The following is a 19,824-nucleotide window of genomic DNA, read 5'->3' as shown; positions in this document are numbered from 1 at the left end:
AGAAATGGTCCGCAGGCTTTATTCCCAACTGGTCATTAGTCATGAACCAGCTTCTTCTTCATGAACAGATTAAGGACAGAGTGGTTAAGTATATGGAGTAACTTACACACTTAACTTGACACACCCCATTAGTCATGAACCAGCTTCTTCTTCATGAACAGATTAAGGACAGAGTGGTTAAGTATATGGAGTAACTTACACACTTAACTTGACACACCCACAGAATCCCAATATGTTTCTGAAGAACTCCATCAATTAACTTTGTTTTAATTTTGAATAGAAGCATTGAAAGTACCAGAATTTTTTAACTGGTGCTTTCATATATTAATTATTAATTTGCTTTAGCAGTTCTGAACTTATAATAAGTGAACAATTTATGAATTATTCTTCATGCTTCTTAAAAGTCAAATCCGGACTCAACCAACAATTCTGCAAAATCATTTTTTTGAATCACTCTAATCCCATTATACAAAGGCTCATTTAATACATCTTCTGACACTTCTCCAGTTGTAATTAGCCACTTAACAATTTGATAGAACCCTTCTTCATTTTCAACTTTCGTGTGAAATAATTGTTCCATACCTCTAGGATCATCCATACCTTGATGTAACTTGGCTTGTACTAAAATAATAATTTTTAATTTTTCAAAAGTTGCTTTGACATCTATGTCTGCAATAAAATTATTTTTGTTATTCTTAATTTTTTTAGATGGAATCGTTACTGAAGTTGCTCCGATGTTGTAGAAATAATGTTTAATAAGTTGTTCAAATGTAATATCAGTCAATGATTCTTCAATATACTGTTTTGCAATCTCTGCCATCTTTGCTTTTGTTTTTGTGATTGCATCAGTTACTTTCACTTTATTTTGAAAATTATTTATTACTTCATCTACATATTTATAATCTTCGCCAGTTAGCACAAGGTTAGAACCTCTATATTTTAATTTCCGATGGAAGGGACCTGTCACGTAATCTTTTCTCGAAATTTTCTCTTCTATCTCTTTGACTGGTACGATAAATCCTAAGTCCACACCTTCACTAGTATAAGATTTAGGTTTATCAGTCACTTGATATACAGATATTTCTCCAGGTGTCGGTACAACTACAGTATCGCCCTTATTTAAAGCTAAGAAATTATATAGGAACCAGCTTCTCTGACCTGTTAATCCTTCGTGCCCAATTTCATTGTTTGTTGCTCTGTATTGTTCTTTACCTTGTTGTGCCGCTTCCAGTAGTTTCTGCTTGTTTTCCTCTTTAAGAGATCCCCATCCAATTGAAAGATATCTTTTATTGTCACCTTTAACCCCTAGTAAGTTTTTTGCTGCTTCTTTTTCATGGCTGATTCGATGAATTAAATACATAAAAAGTCCCCTTTGTTTTTTATTTACACTTTAAGTATACAAAAAAACTGATATTAATTTAAATATCAGTTTCGTCATCATAACAAATATTTCCGTCCTCTAACTTCCAGCATGCTATCCATCTTCAGATCATACATCAGCTTTCCAGTCAGCTGGTTTATTTTAATACTTTCTTTTTCTTTGACTACACATGGCTCTCTATTACTAGATAATCCATAAATGATCTCAATAATATTATATGGATTACTTTCAAGATACTCCCTTAATAATACTGCAGCTTTATTTAATTCACTTATCTTGAGCTCATAATGAAGTTCGTACTGGAAGATGTACTTGTTCTGCTCAGTTTTCATTTCATCTTCCTTTACGGAGCTCCCAAATTCAATCAAATTCTCCGGTAATTCGTCATTTGAAGCTAAGTATAGATAATGAGTCATACTTTCCCTCCTGTTCTCCAAATATATGACTACATTATATCATTCATGAACACGCTACCTCTTCCTACTCGGCACCCTTACCAGCTCTTCCACGGTCATTCCGAAATACTCCGCTATTTTCACCAGCTCTAGTCCAGTTATTACCTGCTCGCCTCTTTCTATCTTTGAATATTTAGATGGGATATGTCCCAGCATCTCTGCGACGTCCTGCGATTTGATTTCCTTGTTCTCTCTATGCCATTTAATGGCCTGCACGATATCTTTATCTGTCATTTGTCCAACCTCACTTTTTAAAGTGAGGGTATCAATGTCTAACTACCAAAAAAGGATTCTTCCCAAGTTGGAAAGAATCCGCAATTTATTCAGTATTTATCATATAATAATAAGTTAATCTATATTTTATCCTCATACAACTGAATGTCTATCTTCAGAACACTCTCCCCGATCGTCACAACGTTGTCTTTCCACAGGTTGAATTCATAGTAATATCCTTTATCCTTCAGCTGTGTGATCCGGATCTTGTAAATCCTGCCGAAGTGCTTCTTATAATGCTGCTCTAAGTAACGAATGATGAGCTGGTCTGTCAATATAGTGTCACCCTTTTTTCTTCAATATATGAGATGAATAAGGATGAAATATTATTTTTTCCACTTTGGAAATTTTACACTGATATGATTGTTTGTCGTATATAATAGTAGTTTAAAGAGTTTATTTCCTATTCAACAGTTGTTTAGCAGTTGTATTCACTACACTGCTCAATTATATTGAAGGTATAAACCGTGTTACCGATGTTTAAGGGGAATTTTTATGGACTGTCAGCGGAATCCGAAGTCATGTCCGCTGCTTGATGTTTCTGAGACCGGGTCCTCGTCGTTTCCGAAGTACGGACCTGATGCTGACATTAGAACAGATGTTGGTGAGTATTATATTTATCGTGACGGTGAACACATGGAGACAATGAATGATATTTCTGAATTATATGATGATCAGATGGTGAGTTTTCTGCTCGGCTGCAGCTTTACGTTCGAGCACGCGCTGCTTGAAGCAGATATTCCAGTCAGACATATCGAGGAAGGTCACAATGTGCCGATGTATATTACTGACATTGAAACGAACCCTGCCGGTATCTTCCGTGGTCCGACGACGGTCAGCATGCGACCGATGACGATGACTCAGGCGCTAAAGGCAACAGAAATCACAACGAACTTCAAGGCCGTCCATGGTGCGCCGCTTCATATCGGTGACCCTGCTGCAATCGGCATCAAGGATATCAATACACCTGACTTCGGTGTCGGGGTCACGATCAATGACGGGGAAGTTCCTGTATTCTGGGGCTGCGGCGTCACGCCGCAATCCGTCTGTCTGAACATCAAGCCTGAACTGATGATCACCCATGCGCCGGGCTATATGTTTGTCACTGACGTGAAAGACAGCGAAATATTGTACTAACTATAGGCTTTTGGCATATAATGGTGATGAAAACATGTGAGAGGAGACGAAATCTATGAGCTTTAAATTGATGTGGGAATATCTTAAAGAAAAGCAGTGGACTAACAATGAACTCGTTTATGCTTTAATCTTTGTTGTTATTGCAAGTCTGTTAACAACCCCTATCTTCGGAATTCCGATCGGCATTATCGCTTACCTCTATATGTATGAACGTGAGAACATGGAAGCGTTCAAACGGCAACGTGAAAATTACAGAAAATAAGAAGAGAGCCGAGGCTCTCTTCTTATTTTTATGCATCTGATGTTTTCCTTTTTCTCGGCCATATAAAGTATGTCACTGTGATGATGATATCAATCATCATAATGACAGACCACAATTTAATGTAGCTTGACATAATGAGTGTTCTATCACTGTTACCGACTAACCAGATGACGAGCCACATTAAACCTGTTCCAATTAAGTAAGCAGCTAAATGATGCAAAGTGAACTTTAATGAGGCAATAGAATATTCCATTCCGTAAAGTTTCTTCTTCTCTCCAGATTCCTTCAATATCCACTTCCTATACCAAGCATCCGCTCCTGCAATCATCCGTTTACCGAAGACTAATGAGACAGCAATATACACTGCAGCCAGAGAATGAGCAAATGTTGCCGTTGCTCCTCCTATCATATCGATAGTCGCTGAAGCCAACAATATCAAGTCCACTACAGGAACAAGAGCGAACAAGATGAGACTCAGTCGTGGTTTCTTCCATATATAGCGAGCAGTCAGTCCTCCGAGGACAAGCAGCCAAAACGCGATTTCTGCGCCAATGATCAACCAGAATATTATATTCATATTATCACTCCTTTAACCATGATCTAACTTCGCACCTAATAATTTCTTCAATTTGCTCATTAGGTACTGCTTCTCTCGACCACAGTTTCTGCATAGCAAGTCCATCAATCAGTGCCACTGCTCTTAATGACACAAGCTCTCTATTAAATTCTGCCAGCATGTGTGCTTCGTCCAGTAACTGCAGTGCCATCTGGACGAGCCTCCCTGTATCATTTCGCAGCGTGTCTTTTCCTTTCTCCTGAGACATCGTATGGTATGCAGTCCATACTTCCATATCAGCATAGCGTTCATCGTCAAGCGGCAGAGTAGCAAGAATTGATTGAATGATCTTTTCCTGTATTGTTAAATCACTTGTAATGAACTCTTTAATTCTATCTTCTACTTTGAGAACCACTTCTTCCATCACAGCTGTCAGTAACGTTTGGTGATCCGGGAAATAGTAACGCATCTGACCAGGAGACATTCCCGCTTCTTCAGCTATCTTTCTCACTGACATACCTTTAATCCCATAATCACTGATAGACTGCCAGGCATGTCTGACAATCTCTTTTTTCTTCTCTTGTTTGTCGATAATCTTTGGCATAAATTACTCCTTTTTAACACATTTGTATTATATAAAATAATAATAACACATATGTGTTAAATAAGCAAAGTAAAAAAGCGAACGGAATTTTCTCCGTTCGCTTCATAGTTACTTTGTTCTATTCAATAATTACTTCTTCTTACCATCAATATAAGCATTATCATGCTGATTAATCATTGAAGAATTGACTAAAATATCTTTAACATATGGTTTCTCAAGATACGCATTACCGCGCTGGATGATCGGGATGACGTGTGCTTCTTTAAGCAGCATCGTACTTGCTTCTCCTAAAGTATCCCAACGTTTCTGAGGGTCAGGTAACAATGGTCCTTTTGCGTCTTCAATCATTTGGTCGTAAGCTGGATCATCGTAACCTGTATTCGTCTGCTTAGACCAGAAGAGATCCATGAACGTCATTGGGTCAGCGTAATCAGGGAACCAGTTACCATAAGCGATGTCATAGTCGCCTTTTGCTTCCAGTGCGAGTTTCTGTTTGAACGGTGTCTGCTTAATCTTGATAGTCAGACCATCTAAATTAGATTCCCACTGCTCTTTGAAGTATTCCGCGTCTTTCTTCGCTGTATCGAGGTCAGTCGTCAGGAACTCAAGTTCAATCTTGTCTTTACCTAATGCTTCTTTCGCTTTTTTCCAGTGCTCTTTTGCTGCATCTACATCATATGACAATTCGTCTCCGCCGGCGATTTCTGAGAAGTCTTTGCCATCAGGTCCTTTGTAGACATCTTTTGGCGTCAATTGATTTGTTGCCACTGCACCGTTGTTAACATTGTTCTTCACGTAAGATTCTTTATCGAGCGATTTCGCAAGTGCGAGTCTTAAGTCAGCGTTCTGCAATTCTTTCTTACCGTCATGCTGAACTCGCATGAATTGAATCGCTGCTGTCAATTCCGTCTTGAAATCTTTATCGTTTTTGTATTTATCGACACTTTCAGCAGATACTCCGACAGAGTCAACTTTACCTGTTTCGTACAAGTTCAGCCCTGTCTGAACATCTTTAGTGACGCGATAATTGATTTCGTCAAGCTTTACTTCATCTTTGTTCCAGTAGTCATCGTTCTTCTCAAGCTTGAAGTTCTCTTCTGTGTTCCATTCAGTCATTTCAAACGGACCGTTGTAGACTGCATTGTCAGCACCAACGCCGTATTTATCGCCTTTTTCTTTTGCTACTTTTTCATTCTTCGGCATAAATGTACCGAATGCGAGCAATCCCTGGAAGTAAGGCTGTTCATTCTCCAGCTGAATTTCAAGCGTATGATCATCAATTGCTTTAACACCTAATTCTTTCGGATCTTTCTTACCTGTGTTGATATCTTCTGCATTTTTGATGTCATACATAATGAATGCATATTCTGAACCAGTGTTTTTGTCTACAACATTACGCCATGCATAGACGAAGTCACCTGCTGTCACAGGGTCACCATTAGACCATTTTGCGTTATCACGAAGTTTGATCGTCCAGGTCTTCCCGTCCTTCGATTTCTCAGGGTCTCCTTCAGCTAGCGCCGGTACCGGCTGAGAATCTTTATCCAGTTTGTACAGCCCTTCGAATACATCTTCGTACACTTGGAAACTCACCATATCTGTCGCCAGTGCTGAGTTCATAGATGGGATATCAGATGATGAAATTAAGTTCAGCACTTGTTTGCTGTCCGAGCTTCCTTTAGTATCTTTGTTATCATTTCCAGCTCCGCCTCCAGAACAGGCACTAAGCACTGTGGAAACAGTTAATACAGGTACAAGCAGCCAATTAATCTTCTTCATAACATTCCTCCTACAGAATAAATATGCAATAAAATCTATAAAAAAATAAAACATTTGCTTAAAATTATGATAATCAACTGCAGACAATAAAGCAATATAATTTTTAGAAAATTCTAAAAATTATATATAAAAAAATAAGCTAATCTAATTGATAAGCTTACCTCTTGTAGTAATGACGCGTGAAAAAACGACCTTCCCGTCCCAGCTGTTTGTAATAATCAGCCATCTGTCTGGCGTTATGATGTGCCCACATGACATCCGTCGCATATTGATGGCGGCCAGGATCTGCGGGATTAAATCGCATAGAATAAAGTGTGTACTGATTATCTCGGGCTAAGTACTCACGGTGTATAAACTCAGCGCCCCCTCTGACAGCCTTCTCAGGCGTATCCCAGCCCTGCTGCTGTGCATGACGCGCACCGCTCATCACAGGATTATTGTCATAAGCCCCTATACCGAAGAAATTGTAGTAGCGCGTGCCATCTGTATCTCGCTTGCCCTCATTATTCAGCGTCACACCTCGTGCAAGCTCACTTCTACCCTTGCCCGTCTCAAGCATCGCATGACTGATCAAATAGACTTCATTCACGTCTTCTTTCCTTGATGCCTGTGCGAACGCCTTACCGAGACCATCAAGTATGCCCTGCCCATCTAATAATTCATCAAGTGTCTGTGCATCTATTTTCTGAGACATCTTCAAGTTCAGAAACTGATAACGCTGCTCAGAATGAAAGTAAAACTTATCCGGCTGCATGAAGCGGTCAATATCACGACCATCAGCCGGTGACCAGGACACACCATCAGAAACAGCAGGTGCTGCTTTTTGCTGACGCTTTTTTGCCTCAGCATAAGTATAATCGACAGTCACCCGTCTATCTTCCATCCGCTCTTCATAAGCCGCGATAGACATCCTGACCATTAGATAGATTCCAGTGCCGATTAAGACAACAATACCCGTCATAATCCATTTATTTCTGATTTCAAGCTGACGCTTCGCTAACTGCTTCTGTGTCAAAATAAACCTCCATGTTTACACCATTACAGAAAGGGTAATATGTAACTCATACCCCCTCTTCAATTTCTTGCTCTACACCTGCAGCCCCTAACTGCAGGTGCTTTTTCTTTTTAACTTTAGCAAACCACTGAGCGAAAAGAAAGCTATGACTACTCGAACAAATAAAAAAAGCTGAACCTTAGTGGGGTTCAGCTTGTGATTTTAGTGGAAATTACTATCGTCAACTTTAACGTAATTAACGCCATGATCATCGTTCACTTTAAATGTATTAACTCCGAATAATACTGCTAATAATGATAATGCAACTAAACCTTTAGAAAATTTGTTTTTCATGTCGCTTCCTCCATTTTTGGTAATAGATTATTAAACGCTGTCAGTTCTTTTTCATACAGCTCGACTAAGTCTATATCATTTTTAATTTTCGCTAGACCATATCCTAGAATAAATAAATCTTTGTCTCTGACACTGATATTATTCAAATCCTGTTTTGCTCCACAGTATAAGTACAACAACCTATCAAATAAATACATGATATTGTTATCAAGACACATATTTATTCCTTCTTGAGCAAATTCAAGACATCTATGATAATCTTCGCTAATCATTAAAAGTGTTGCATACTGATAATATACTTTAACAGCTGTATCATTGTAAAGCTCATTATTTCTAATAATATATTTTGCTTTCTCAATAGCTCTATCAGCTTTATGAAGTTCACCTATATTTCGGTAGAAAATCGCAAGAGAATTAAAAATACTGGCATCTAAATCTGGATCTTTAACTCCAATATCCTTATCCGCAAGTTCTTCTAATCTTTGTATAGAAGCTTCTAAATCCTTAGAAGTATAAGCTGAACATACTGCTTTTACCCAATTAAAATACTTATATTCATAATCTGTAATAATTGTTTGTAGCTGAGCATCTACAAATACTTCAAGCGTCTCAAACTCTCTTGATTCCAAGTAATCCTGACAGATTTTCTTTCCACGAATAATGTTGTTAACCTTCTCAACCCCAAAAAAGTAATCCATGCTCACGTTTAACTTATTAGCAATCAAGAACAACGTTTCGGAGCTCGGCATTATTTCGTTTTTCTCAATTCGACTGACCTGGCTTTGCGTGCAAATATCTTTCGCCAGCTCTGCTTGAGTCATTTTTACTTCTTTTCTTCTTTTAATCACTTTATCCCCAATGCTAATCGGCACATCCTCACTCCCTTCGTTGCAACAATATTCTGAAAATGTACTATAAATAATATACCTCATATATAAAATGTATGCAATATTGCATGACTAATATTTTATATTTTATTACAAAAAAATCTCCCCTTATATTTTAAGGGAAGATTTTAAAGCTCATTTATAAAATTTTCAGACCGCTTTTTTCGATGTCTTTTGCAAATCCTTTAACCGTATCAACCGATAATTCGTTGACATCACGGCCAATGTTAGGGATTTTCTTAACGACATCGCCTGGGCATGTGATGATATCACAGCCGATTTCATCTGCTTGAATGACGTTATATAATTCACGGCAGCTTGCCCATAATAGCATAACACCGTCTTTAGAGTGACATACTTTCTCCGCTTCTTTCATGAGTGGCAGTGGATCGACTCCTGTATCTGCAATTCTTCCTGCAAATACTGAAACATATGTTGGTACGCCTTCTTTTACAGCGTCCACAATTTCTTTCACCTGCTCAATTGTATAGACAGCTGTCACATTCAACTGCACGTTTTCAGCAGAGAGTTCTTTAATCAATGGAATCAATGATTCGCCTTTTGTGTTGACGACAGGAATTTTAACAAACACGTTCTTACCATAGTTCATCAGAATCTCCGCTTCTTTACGCATTGTTTCCATATCATCTGCAAAGACTTCAAATGAAATAGAAGCATCAGGAATTTCTTTCACTGCTTCTTCAGCAAACTGTTTGTAGTCTTTAACACCTGCTTTTGCCATCAGTGACGGGTTTGTTGTAAAGCCGTCTACTTCTTTATTAGCATACGCAGATTTCATCTGCTCGATATCTGCACCATCCGCAAATACTTGTACTTTTAAGTCTTTCATTATGATTCCTCCTGTGAGTGATGTATTTTCATTTTCACTATAACTTTAATTATTTGTAATTACAAATGAATCATCCTGCAATTATAATGGTGTCAATTCCCATCACTCGTGCTAAAATAAGTTCATATTATATTTCGGAGGCTGCTATGTATAAAGCACACAAGTTCTTTTATCTTTCTGTCATCTTCGTCGTACTCAGTGTCTTCCTTAACGTTCAGAACCCTATGATGAAAGGGTTGTTCGGGTCTATCAATTCAATCATTCTGTTCACTGGTCTCGTGAATGCGATTCTGCTGATCATCAGCATTATACTGATTGATAAAGCACTTATACGTCCTGACCAGGCGTCGCGCGGTGTATACCGATGGGCTAAAGTATGGCCGTGGGTGATTTTAATCGTCATCATTTATCATCTAATATCTGGTTTATTGTTATTCGGTATTCTGTAGAAATTGTACGTTTTGTGCAGTTTCTTTTTTTATGACGGAGGAATATGATGAAGTATTTACATGTATGTTTATTTGCTTTTATAGGAGGAGTTCTGCGGTATGAGATGAGCATGCTTTTTAATCCTGCCGGAACATTTTTAGTCAATTTAATCGGTGCTTTTCTGCTTGGGCTGCTTACTGTTAAGTTGAAGGAAATGACTAATAATGATTTAAGGACAGGAATCACTGGTGGATTAATTGGCAGCTTTACGACATTTTCGACGTTCAGCATGGAAAGCGTTGAACTGCTTCAGACTGACGTTTTAATCGGTGTGATGTATATTTCAGCGACTCTTTTGTTAGGAATAATGCTGGCAGCAGCCGGCATGAAGTTTGGGGAGGTGCTGTCATGATAATTGCCGGAATCGGTGCGATGATTGGCGCTTGCATTCGTGTATTTCTGAGCCAGTATAATGGGCGCTTCCCATGGATGACATTGCTGGTTAATACAATGGGTTCTTTACTGCTCGGTATGTTCACTCATTTCGATTATTTTTTATTTTTCGGTACTGGTATAATGGGCGGAATGACAACCTTCTCAACATTTACTTTGGAGACGGTGACTTTGTTCCGTGAAGACTTAAAAGCTGCACTTATCTATATCACCTTATCTATCATTTTGCCGCTCTGTTGTTTTTTTGCAGGAATGTTAATCGTTTAAAAAAATAAAATCTCCCTAATAAGTTGCCACACATTTAGTGCGGACTTATAAGGGAGATTTTTTGTTTAAAGCCTATGTTTTAATTGAAAATTACTTTCCTGTAAAGTCAGCTGGATCCGGACCGATTCTGCGGTCTTCGTTCAGCTGCTCAATTTCATACAAGTCTTCCTGAGATAGCTGGAAGTCAAAGACATTGAGATTCTCTTCAATCCGGTTAGGTGTGACTGATTTTGGAATTACAACGACATCGTTCTCAATATTCCAGCGTATAATCACTTGTGCAGGAGACTTCCCATGTTTCTCAGCGATGTTGTTGATAACTTCATTCGTTAAGATGTCACCGTTCAATAGAGGAGACCATGATTCCATGACAATCTGCTTCTCAGCAAGATAATTACGCAGTTCTTTCTGGTCTAAGTATGGATGAAATTCCACCTGGTTGATAACCGGTTTTACTGATGCCTGTGCAAGCAGTGTTTCCATATGTTCAATGTTGAAGTTACTGACACCGATATTTCTAACCTTTCCTTCATTATATAACTGTTCAAGTGCTTTCCATGTTTCGATGAATTTCTCTGTATCCTGACCCGGCCAGTGAATTAAATATAAATCCAGATATTCAAGTCCTAATCGTTCAAGAGATGCTTCGTATGCTTGTAGCGCTGTATCAAAGCCGAAATCATCCAGCCATATTTTTGAAGTAATAAATAATTCGCTTCGATCGATTCCCGCTTCTTCCAGTCCTTGACGGATTCCTTCACCGACTGATTCTTCGTTCTTATAAATCATTGCTGTGTCTATACTTTGGTAGTCAGAAACAATCGCATGTTTAACAGCATTGACCGCTTCCTGTCCCTCTTCTACTCTAAAGACTCCGAGTCCTACTTTCGGCATTATATTACCATTATGCAGCGTTACTGTAAGTTCCATTGATCACCACTCCTTTTTTTACACTATACCCAGCCTCTATTTAAAAAAACCGACCTGATGGCCGGTTATGGATTCAAATGTTCTATCTCATCGCGGATGGCTTCAAGTTCATCCACTGAATACTGAAATCTGCCATGGAAGACATATTTCTCAAAGAACAGTTCAAGTTCATCTTCTCCGACGACTACTTTCACCTGCTTATCCCGTGAGAAGTTATTCATTGTTCCAGAATCATGTCCTTCTTTATTGAAGTAAGCGATAGAAGTGACAGGAAATTTAAGTTGGAATGTCTCTTCCACCAGTTCTGCACGTCGTTTCAAGTCTTCAATATTGTCTCGTAATGAGCGGAAGTAAACTGCCCCTTTTGTTTCATCTCGTTCCATTGCCAGTGTCTGTTCGATATAAGGATCAATATCAAGCAGACTGAAGACGTGTTCAAACATCGGCTCGGCAGAGAACTGAGTCTGATCTACACCATGATAGATGTGCCCTTTCCAGTAATGAGAGTCTAAAATATAGATGCCTGTTCTTGTAAGCACAATGTGCGAGATTTTCTCTGTACGTTTCAAATCGCGTCCAGGGATGAAGATATTAGCAAGCACATGCATATCTTCAGGTCTGATGCGTTCGTTTCTGACAAGACGTTCCTTCAGCTGAATCAGCGTCATATCTGTTAAATATTCACCGCCATTTTTTGACAGATGTTTCAGACTGTCAATCTGAAGCGCCTGTCTGGAAACTGTTTCGTCATATGTCTCTTTCTGTTGTGCAAATGCTTTTTTCTGATCCAGTCGCTCCCGCTCTGCCTTGTCCTGCAATTCTGTAGATAGTTTTTCTCTATCGTCCGCGTGCTGTGAAATAAGTCGCTCTTGTTCACGTTTCGCTCTACTCTGAGTTATAAGCCAGAGCATGAGAAACAACAGTGCCAGGGCACCAAGAGCAATCATTATGTAATGTAGAGGTGTTAATTCGGTCATGTCATTCTCCTTTGTAAAGATAGGTTCATTCATATTATAAGCAAAATTTACGATTTCTTCAGTAATATTATTAAAATTTAATATGATAAATTTTATTAATCATAAATTTACACTTTTTAAAATGATTTGTGCTATTTACATATAAGATTCATAATCGTGGGCGATAATGAGCGTAGCCCTGTATACAGGGACATTTATCCTCTGGAGGTTTTAAAATGAAACACTTAAAACAATTTCTATTGGTTGGTTCATTTGCTTCGGTTTTACTATTAGGTGCTTGCAGCAACGACAGTTCAACAGACGAGTCTTCTGAAGACGCGACAACTGAAGAAACAACAGAAGAGGCAACGACAGAAGAGGAAACAACTGAGGAAGCGACTACTGAGGAAATGACAGAAGAAGAGTCTACCGAAGAAGCAACAACGGAAGAAGCGACTGAAGAAGAGTCCACTGAGGAAGAAACAACAGAAGAATAATAACGAAGCCCTCATATTTTATGAGGGCTTTTAACTACTTATTTATCGCTGCTTTTAAGCTGTCCACTTTATCTGTTTTCTCCCAAGGCAGTTCGATATCTGTACGGCCGAAGTGTCCGTAAGCTGCTGTCTGTTTGTAGATCGGGCGACGCAGATCAAGCATCTTGATGATGCCTGCTGGACGTAGGTCAAATGTGCTGCGCACTGCTTCTACTAAGTCCACTTCTGAATAGTCGCTTGTTCCGAATGTATCAACAGAGATAGATACTGGATGTGCGACTCCAATGGCATATGCCAGCTGAACTTCTGCTTTATCAGCAAGTCCTGCGGCAACAATATTTTTTGCTACATAACGCGCAGCATAGGCACCTGAACGGTCTACTTTAGTCGCGTCCTTACCAGAGAATGCACCACCGCCGTGACGCGCATAACCGCCATAAGTATCAACGATGATTTTACGTCCTGTCAGTCCTGCATCTCCTTGTGGTCCGCCGATAACAAAGCGGCCCGTTGGATTGATGAAGTATTTTGTTTCCTCATCGATTAATTGTGCCGGTACGACCGGTTTGATGACATGTTCTTTAATATCTGCCTGAATCTGTTCAAGTTCTACTTTCTCATGGTGCTGAGATGAGATAACGATTGTGTCAATTCTTTTAGGAGTATTGTTTTCATCATACTCTACAGTAACCTGTGTTTTTCCATCCGGACGAAGATAGTCAAGCGTACCGTTCTTACGGACTTCAGTCAGACGACGTGCAAGTTCATGAGCAAGTGAAATAGGAAGCGGCATCAAGCTTTCTGTTTCGTTACATGCATAACCGAACATTAAGCCCTGGTCTCCTGCACCGATTGATTCGATGTCTGAGTCAGACAATTCTTCTCTATCTTCTAGTGCACGGTCAACCCCCTGTGCGATATCCGGCGACTGCTCATCGATCGCAGTCAGTACTGCCATCGTTTGGAAGTCATAACCGAACTTTGCCCGCGTATATCCGATTTCCTTAACCGTTTCACGCACGACTTTAGGAATATCTACATAAGTAGATGTTGTAATTTCACCCGCGATTAATGCCATACCTGTTGTCACTGAAGTTTCGCAGGCAACACGTGCCTTCGGGTCCCCTTTTAATATTTCATCAAGAATCGCATCAGAAATCTGGTCTGCAATTTTATCTGGATGTCCTTCTGTCACTGACTCAGAAGTAAATAACTTACGATCTGCCAATTTAATTTCTCCTTTTATATTAATGATTAGTACGGTTTATCCATAAAGAAAAGCCTTCTCCACACTTAAGAGAGAAGGCTCAAATATCAAGTCCATTCACTCTTATCGTTCAGAATTAATCTGCAAACGGTTTGGCACCTTACTTAAAAGGTTGCTGGGCTTCAAAGGGTCCATGTCCCTCCACCACTCTGGATAAGAGAATCCGCAAGTAAGATAATACTAAACTATTTGTTAATAGTCAATAAGTTTTCCTTAGCCGAAATTTTCTGTCTTTATACAGACTTGTAAATATCATTTGATTAGTATAGACTATTAAGTCGGTTATGTTATACTATTTGGTGAAACTGCTTACATTGCAGAAAATTTAACTGGGGGATTATCACATGAACGATACGTCGACGTATAAAGAAACACTTGATCAACTGCTCGCAAAACCTTCAACTTTAAAACAGCTGTCACGCACACAGCTCATTCAGGAAATACTGGATAATGATGAAGGTGTCCTTACGGAATCGGGTGCTGTAAGAACAGAAACAGGTAAATATACGGGTCGTTCGCCTAAAGATAAGTTTATTGTAAAAGAATCAGAAACTGAAGACAATATTGACTGGAATGCTATCAATCAGCCGATTGAAGAAGAAGTCTTCTTGAAGCTGCTTGATAAAGTATCTTCTTATTTAAATACAAAGGAAAAAGTCTATGTCTTTAACGGCTATGCAGGAGCAGACGCTGCGACTCAGCTGAAACTATCTGTCATCAACGAGATGGCGTGGCATAATCTATTTGCGCGCACGATGTTCATCCGTCCGGAGACAACTGAAGAAGGTCTGAACATCACACCTGACTTCACTATTATTTCAGCCCCTCACTTCAAGGCAGACCCTGAAGTAGATGGCACGAAGTCAGAAACGTTTATCATCACGAGCTTCAAACATAAGATTATATTGATCGGCGGAACAGAGTACGCCGGTGAGATGAAAAAAGGTATCTTCGGCGTCATGAACTATTATCTGCCTGATAACGACGTGATGAGCATGCACTGTTCAGCAAATGTCGGCGACAATAAAGATGTTGCATTATTCTTCGGTCTGTCAGGTACTGGTAAAACCACATTATCTGCCGATCCACAGCGTAAACTGATTGGTGACGACGAGCACGGCTGGAACGATAATGGTGTCTTCAATATCGAAGGCGGCTGCTACGCAAAAACGATTGATCTGACTCGTGAGAAAGAACCTCAAATCTATGATGCCATCCGCTACGGTGCTATACTGGAAAACGTCAAAGTCGATGATAAAGGTTTCCCGGATTATGAAGATAAATCACTGACTGAAAACACGCGTGCAGCATATCCGATTGAAAATATCGATAACATTATTTTACCTTCTATTGCAGGTCATGCGAAAACGATCATTTTCCTGACTGCTGATGCATTTGGTGTCCTGCCTCCAATCGCCAAATTGACTAAAGATCAGGCAATGTATCACTTCCTGAGCGGCTTTACTTCAAAACTTGCAGGAACAGAACGCGGCGTCACGAGCCCTCAGCCGGTATTCTCAACTTGCTTCGGTTCTCCGTTCCTGCCGATGCATGCGACAGTTTACGCGAACAAATTAGGTGAACTGATTGATAAGCACAATGTAGACGTCTACCTGGTCAATACAGGATGGACAGGCGGTGAGTACGGTGTCGGATCTCGTATGAACTTGACTCATACACGTTCAATGGTACGTCGTGCTATCAGTGGAGCGTTAAAAGAAGTAGATTATAGAACAGATGAAATATTCGGTCTACATATCCCAAGTCACGTGCCAGGTGTACCGAACAACATCCTGATGCCTCGTGATGCATGGGTGTCAGCTGAAGCTTATGACGAAAAAGCACAGCAGCTGGCAGTGATGTTCAAAGAAAACTTCAAGAAGTTCGGCGAACGTTCAGCAGCTATTGAAGAACAAGGTGGATTTATCTACAAAGGTGAATAATCAAAAATAAAGCTCCTATTAAAGAGAACACTTTAATAGGAGCTTTTACTATAGACGGATATAGTCGTCTCGTCGGCCGTTTAAATACGCATAGACCAATCCGACGAAAATGCCGCCGCCGATATAGTTGCCGATAAACGCAAAGATAATATTTTTCAGAACGTCTATCCATGACAGTGCATCGATATTATAGAACATCATGCCGGCGAACAATCCTGCATTATAGACGACGTGTTCATATGCCATAAAGACAAAGATAACGACGCCGATAGCGATAAAGAATACTTTTGCGAGTGCTTCCTTACTTTGAATCGCAAGGAAAATACCCATATTAATAAAGAAATTAGCAAAAATTGCTTTGATCATAATCGCATGCCATGTTGTTTCAGTCGTCTTCGCTGCGACCGTATTAGACAATGCTGACACCATTTCAGGAGTCATCACTTTAGTTCCAGTCATCAATGCAAATAAAATAAAACTTCCGATGACATTGCCGAGGAAACAAAGTGCAAAAATCTTCGCGACTTTACTCATGGAAATCGTCTTATAATAAAGACCGACTGTAAAGAACATGAAATTGCTGGTCAACAGTTCTGCTCTCGTCATGACAATCATCACGAGAGCAATGCTGAATGCAAATGCTCCCATTAGATTGACGATGCCGGGATTGACGCCGTGAAACTGAGTTTTAATTGCCAGCATAAATACCGTTATAATAGCAAGCAGCACACCAGCCATGATTGATTTCAGCATGAAGCGTCCGATGCTCTTATCCGCCGAAGCTTCTTTTGTTGCGACTTGATCAAGAATATCATTGATGTTCTCTACATTTGTGAACGTGTCATCAACAGATTTTACAGGAATTTTGTTTTTCATGCCGTAACCTCCTAGGAAATATAAAATACGTTTTATATTACCCTAAATAGAGAAAGCATAGCATTGTAACAGGGAAAATTTACTTAGATGTTAACCTATTTTATTACTTTAATTATTAAATAATTTCTTTTATAGCTTTTTTCACTCTCTCTTTGAAAAAAAGATAATCGTGATGATGCCCCTCGAACTTTTTTGGGACTAATTCAATTGGTTGTTCTCTAAGAGAATTAATTATTCTTTCATTACTTTCTATAAAACACGTAGAAATAAAGTTATCGCTTTCAACTTCTTCTGTTCCATAATCTAAATAAATTTTATGAGAATCGTAGAAAGAAGTTTCAATAATTTTTTGCTCAATGCTTTCTTGATTAATGTAGTAAGCACCGGATATTGAAATAAGATTGTTAATTTCATTGGGATATTCTAATAATGTGTAGAGTGATATTAATGCACCCATTGAAATTCCAAGAAGCGTTATTGATTCTATTTCAATATTGTATTCCTCTATTACATTTGGAAGTAAAAATTCTATGAGCCAGGTAGAATATTCTTTTCCAACTGGATTCAAAATTCTATTATAACCTAATGTTTTAAAGGAAAAATTTCCTGATTGGTATGGGCAGTATTGATTTGCCCTTTCGTTCTCTACATTATCGATTGTCAGTAACACAAATGGTAATTTTTCTTCAATAATAAGTTTATTTAACTCCAGAGCATATCCATTTGTCTTTTCATTTTCTTCTAATGCAAACTGACCGTCTTGTGAAATTAGAAGATGAATCGGCTTATTTTTATTAATATGATCCGCGTAAAAAAATTGATACTTATTTTTGAAACTCATCATACTGCTTCTCCTCAAATATTATTTCTTCTAACTCTAGTTGATAATAAAAATAATAACAAAGAACATCCCCAGATCAGAAACAAAGGGTCCCAGATGAATGCCTGTCCTATTTCACTAAGCGTATTTTTTCTGGGTATAATGTTTAAAAATTTCAACCAGCCGACTATTGTATTTCCGCCGCCATGCACAATTAATATGACAGCACCTGCATATGAAATCAGCCGTAAAGCTTTAACTTCTTTCTTATAAAGTATAGCTGGCAGCCATGTTGCCGCTAACTTAAAAAGGCCTAAAAAGAATAGACCGATTAAAATTCGGTTGCCATATTGCTGTTTCAACTTAAAAGTCCATTCTCCAACAGTTGCAAGTCCTAATTCACCACCGTACGACCAATAGAAAGTAGCAAGGGAATGAAGTGTTCCGGCAATAAGAAATACGATACACGCCCACTTTTTTATCTGCATGGCATCTCCTTAAATATAAGTCTTTACAGCCTATTTCCCTTTAAATGACTCTACAATCAGTTTTACACCAATATTAAATGATTGTTCGACATCGACCGCCATCTCAAACCCTTTATTCTGCTCGAGGCTGATAAACCCTGCCACATAACTTCTGACCAGACGAATGAGATGCACTTTCTGTTCTTCACTTTTAATGTCTTCGACCAGACTATACATGAGCTGGACGACTTTTTCAGATTCAGCATATGTTTCTTCTGAAATCCAGTAACCGGTGTTCTGCGTGTACTCGTATATGCTCGGATTCTCGGTGGCAAACTTCCGATATTCTGTCATAAGTGCAGTTAATGCGATTGACCCCTCTAGATGCTCTATAGATCTGCTTAACGAATCATAAAGTTTTTCTAGGCTATACTGTGATAATATATCATGCAGCTCATCTAAGTTTCTGAAGTGCTTATAAAGAGAAGGAGATTTAATATCTAGTTCACTCGCCAGTTCTTTTAATGATAGGTCTTTCGGTGATTGATGAGCAAGAATTTTTAATGATGCTGCTATAATTTTATCTTGATTGATTTTCCCTCTCATCTTCGCACCTCTTAATTGCTTTTTCTATCATGGTCTGTGGTTGTTCAATCATTTTACCGTGCCCTACTGCAAGTACACGAGGTTTCAAGTCCTTGATTTTGATCGCGCTCTTCAATGCTGCTTCTTTGTTACCTGTCGCTATTGCCGGAAACGGGAAGGTCATCACTTTATCTCCGGACACGGCAACCCTTCCTTTGGTCTGAAAGCTATCGCCTGCGATGAGAAAGCCATTGTCTGAGTTCCAGAAAGAAATGGATCCAACAGAATGTCCAGGTGTATTAATCACTTGCAGTGAGCCGATATGTTCTCCTTCTTTCAGAAGGTGATCTACTTCAAAATTGCATTTAGAGTAATCGCCTTTCAATTCATAGCCCGCTTCATCTGCATCGAACTTAAAATCTTCCTTGATGAAGCGATGCTCTCTTTCCGACATACTGATGACCACGTCAGGAAACAGCGCTTTAAACTGATGGATACCCATGACATGGTCAGAATGAGCATGAGTAAGTAACAAGTTTTCAATAGGTTTACCGAGTTGCGTACTGAGTTTCTTAAGTTCCTTGTTGAACGGCTTCATACCGATATCAATGACGGTGAGACTTTTCTCCTCTTCAACGACATAGACGTTGATTGGAAACAAGTGCGGCAGAAAAGAAAGCTGGTAGACATTATCAATTTTAGTGATTTTCATGTATACTCTCCTTCAGCTAATCAGATTAGCTAAATCATATAACAGTATGCTGAAAAATACAAACAAAAAGTGAAAAAGCACACTGGGAAT

General features: G+C 39.0%; 25 protein-coding genes, 1 pseudogene and 1 riboswitch. Of the genes and pseudogenes, 7 read left to right on the top strand and 19 right to left on the bottom strand.

Features of this window, described 5'->3' with window-relative positions:
* Positions 1–397 precede the first annotated feature (397 nt).
* The 4 genes from ERX29_RS08790 to ERX29_RS08775 all read right to left on the bottom strand — a co-directional run bounded on the left by ERX29_RS08790 (position 398) and on the right by ERX29_RS08775 (position 2,384).
* Positions 398–1,360: a restriction endonuclease gene (locus ERX29_RS08790; RefSeq protein WP_133444314.1), complete on the bottom strand. Its 963-nt coding sequence runs from the start codon at positions 1,358–1,360 to the stop codon at positions 398–400.
* Between the two features lie 77 nt (positions 1,361–1,437).
* Positions 1,438–1,797 (bottom strand): hypothetical protein, encoded by a 360-nt coding sequence (locus ERX29_RS08785; protein ID WP_133444313.1) that lies wholly within the window; start codon positions 1,795–1,797, stop codon positions 1,438–1,440.
* Between the two features lie 54 nt (positions 1,798–1,851).
* Positions 1,852–2,070, bottom strand: coding sequence for a helix-turn-helix domain-containing protein (locus tag ERX29_RS08780; RefSeq protein ID WP_133444312.1), 219 nt, complete (start codon positions 2,068–2,070; stop codon positions 1,852–1,854).
* Positions 2,071–2,189: 119 nt separating this feature from the next.
* Complete coding sequence (locus tag ERX29_RS08775) at positions 2,190–2,384, bottom strand: hypothetical protein (protein WP_133444311.1); 195 nt, start codon at positions 2,382–2,384, stop codon at positions 2,190–2,192.
* Between the two features lie 226 nt (positions 2,385–2,610).
* Here ERX29_RS08775 and ERX29_RS08770 point away from each other — a divergent pair.
* Both ERX29_RS08770 and ERX29_RS08765 read left to right on the top strand, forming a co-directional pair.
* Positions 2,611–3,246, top strand: a pseudogene (locus tag ERX29_RS08770) (putative hydro-lyase); the annotation flags it as partial.
* Positions 3,247–3,301: 55 nt separating this feature from the next.
* The gene (locus ERX29_RS08765; protein ID WP_133444309.1) at positions 3,302–3,508 is read left to right on the top strand and encodes a VraH family peptide resistance protein; all 207 of its coding nucleotides are present in this window, start codon (positions 3,302–3,304) and stop codon (positions 3,506–3,508) included.
* Between the two features lie 28 nt (positions 3,509–3,536).
* Here the strand turns inward: ERX29_RS08765 and ERX29_RS08760 are convergent, their stop codons facing one another.
* The 7 genes from ERX29_RS08760 to ERX29_RS08735 form a co-directional block, all read right to left on the bottom strand.
* On the bottom strand, positions 3,537–4,085 hold the full coding sequence (locus ERX29_RS08760) for a hypothetical protein (protein ID WP_133444308.1): 549 nt from the start codon (positions 4,083–4,085) through the stop codon (positions 3,537–3,539).
* 4 nt (positions 4,086–4,089) lie between these two features.
* Positions 4,090–4,668: a TetR/AcrR family transcriptional regulator gene (locus ERX29_RS08755; protein WP_133444307.1), complete on the bottom strand. Its 579-nt coding sequence runs from the start codon at positions 4,666–4,668 to the stop codon at positions 4,090–4,092.
* 129 nt (positions 4,669–4,797) lie between these two features.
* The gene (locus tag ERX29_RS08750; RefSeq protein WP_133444306.1) at positions 4,798–6,447 is read right to left on the bottom strand and encodes a peptide ABC transporter substrate-binding protein; all 1,650 of its coding nucleotides are present in this window, start codon (positions 6,445–6,447) and stop codon (positions 4,798–4,800) included.
* Between the two features lie 157 nt (positions 6,448–6,604).
* Positions 6,605–7,462, bottom strand: coding sequence for an N-acetylglucosaminidase (locus ERX29_RS08745; protein ID WP_133444305.1), 858 nt, complete (start codon positions 7,460–7,462; stop codon positions 6,605–6,607).
* Positions 7,463–7,663: 201 nt separating this feature from the next.
* Positions 7,664–7,795 carry a hypothetical protein gene (locus ERX29_RS11125; protein WP_279433915.1) on the bottom strand — a complete coding sequence of 44 codons (132 nt, stop codon included), beginning with the start codon at positions 7,793–7,795 and terminating at the stop codon, positions 7,664–7,666.
* Entirely contained in the window at positions 7,792–8,643 is an 852-nt protein-coding gene (locus ERX29_RS08740; protein WP_165981121.1) for a helix-turn-helix domain-containing protein, read from the bottom strand. Before ERX29_RS08740 ends, ERX29_RS11125 begins: the two co-directional genes overlap by 4 nt.
* Positions 8,644–8,821: 178 nt before the next feature.
* Positions 8,822–9,532, bottom strand: coding sequence for a transaldolase (locus ERX29_RS08735; RefSeq protein WP_133444303.1), 711 nt, complete (start codon positions 9,530–9,532; stop codon positions 8,822–8,824).
* Between the two features lie 146 nt (positions 9,533–9,678).
* Between ERX29_RS08735 and ERX29_RS08730 the strand changes: the two genes are divergently transcribed.
* From ERX29_RS08730 to ERX29_RS08720, 3 genes are read left to right on the top strand one after another with little or no spacing between them, the layout of a single operon-like run.
* A complete protein-coding gene (locus tag ERX29_RS08730; protein WP_133444302.1) occupies positions 9,679–9,981 on the top strand; it encodes a hypothetical protein in 303 nt (100 codons plus the stop codon).
* 47 nt (positions 9,982–10,028) lie between these two features.
* The gene (locus tag ERX29_RS08725; RefSeq protein ID WP_165981120.1) at positions 10,029–10,373 is read left to right on the top strand and encodes a fluoride efflux transporter FluC; all 345 of its coding nucleotides are present in this window, start codon (positions 10,029–10,031) and stop codon (positions 10,371–10,373) included.
* Positions 10,370–10,681 carry a fluoride efflux transporter FluC gene (locus tag ERX29_RS08720; RefSeq protein WP_133444300.1) on the top strand — a complete coding sequence of 104 codons (312 nt, stop codon included), beginning with the start codon at positions 10,370–10,372 and terminating at the stop codon, positions 10,679–10,681. Before ERX29_RS08725 ends, ERX29_RS08720 begins: the two co-directional genes overlap by 4 nt.
* Before the next feature lie 90 nt (positions 10,682–10,771).
* Here the strand turns inward: ERX29_RS08720 and ERX29_RS08715 are convergent, their stop codons facing one another.
* The gene (locus tag ERX29_RS08715) at positions 10,772–11,611 is read right to left on the bottom strand and encodes an aldo/keto reductase (protein WP_133444299.1); all 840 of its coding nucleotides are present in this window, start codon (positions 11,609–11,611) and stop codon (positions 10,772–10,774) included.
* 65 nt (positions 11,612–11,676) lie between these two features.
* On the bottom strand, positions 11,677–12,588 hold the full coding sequence (locus ERX29_RS08710) for a nuclease-related domain-containing protein (protein ID WP_165981119.1): 912 nt from the start codon (positions 12,586–12,588) through the stop codon (positions 11,677–11,679).
* Between the two features lie 215 nt (positions 12,589–12,803).
* Here ERX29_RS08710 and ERX29_RS11045 point away from each other — a divergent pair, with 215 nt between their 5' ends.
* Complete coding sequence (locus ERX29_RS11045; RefSeq protein WP_207999184.1) at positions 12,804–13,064, top strand: hypothetical protein; 261 nt, start codon at positions 12,804–12,806, stop codon at positions 13,062–13,064.
* A 34-nt stretch (positions 13,065–13,098) separates the two neighbouring features.
* Here ERX29_RS11045 and metK read toward each other — a convergent pair whose 3' ends face one another.
* The gene (gene metK, locus ERX29_RS08700) at positions 13,099–14,292 is read right to left on the bottom strand and encodes a methionine adenosyltransferase (protein WP_133444297.1); all 1,194 of its coding nucleotides are present in this window, start codon (positions 14,290–14,292) and stop codon (positions 13,099–13,101) included.
* 99 nt (positions 14,293–14,391) lie between these two features.
* A riboswitch (SAM riboswitch) is annotated at positions 14,392–14,491 on the bottom strand.
* 184 nt (positions 14,492–14,675) lie between these two features.
* Between metK and pckA the strand changes: the two genes are divergently transcribed.
* On the top strand, positions 14,676–16,274 hold the full coding sequence (gene pckA / locus ERX29_RS08695; protein WP_133444296.1) for a phosphoenolpyruvate carboxykinase (ATP): 1,599 nt from the start codon (positions 14,676–14,678) through the stop codon (positions 16,272–16,274).
* Positions 16,275–16,322: 48 nt separating this feature from the next.
* Here pckA and ERX29_RS08690 read toward each other — a convergent pair whose 3' ends face one another.
* The 5 genes from ERX29_RS08690 to ERX29_RS08670 form a co-directional block, all read right to left on the bottom strand.
* Positions 16,323–17,150, bottom strand: coding sequence for a formate/nitrite transporter family protein (locus ERX29_RS08690; RefSeq protein ID WP_133444295.1), 828 nt, complete (start codon positions 17,148–17,150; stop codon positions 16,323–16,325).
* A 115-nt stretch (positions 17,151–17,265) separates the two neighbouring features.
* The gene (locus ERX29_RS08685) at positions 17,266–17,994 is read right to left on the bottom strand and encodes an alpha/beta fold hydrolase (protein WP_133444294.1); all 729 of its coding nucleotides are present in this window, start codon (positions 17,992–17,994) and stop codon (positions 17,266–17,268) included.
* An 11-nt stretch (positions 17,995–18,005) separates the two neighbouring features.
* Entirely contained in the window at positions 18,006–18,458 is a 453-nt protein-coding gene (locus ERX29_RS08680; protein ID WP_133444293.1) for a DUF3995 domain-containing protein, read from the bottom strand.
* A gap of 30 nt (positions 18,459–18,488) precedes the next feature.
* Positions 18,489–19,043, bottom strand: coding sequence for a TetR/AcrR family transcriptional regulator (locus ERX29_RS08675; RefSeq protein WP_133444292.1), 555 nt, complete (start codon positions 19,041–19,043; stop codon positions 18,489–18,491).
* Positions 19,018–19,734 carry an MBL fold metallo-hydrolase gene (locus ERX29_RS08670; protein ID WP_133444291.1) on the bottom strand — a complete coding sequence of 239 codons (717 nt, stop codon included), beginning with the start codon at positions 19,732–19,734 and terminating at the stop codon, positions 19,018–19,020. The genes ERX29_RS08675 and ERX29_RS08670 overlap by 26 nt, the downstream gene beginning before the upstream one ends.
* Positions 19,735–19,824 lie beyond the last annotated feature (90 nt).

It is taken from the genome of Macrococcus lamae, from assembly GCF_004359545.1.
Lineage (GTDB): Bacteria > Bacillota > Bacilli > Staphylococcales > Staphylococcaceae > Macrococcus > Macrococcus lamae.
This window is presented reverse-complemented; position numbering and strand designations above follow the sequence as displayed.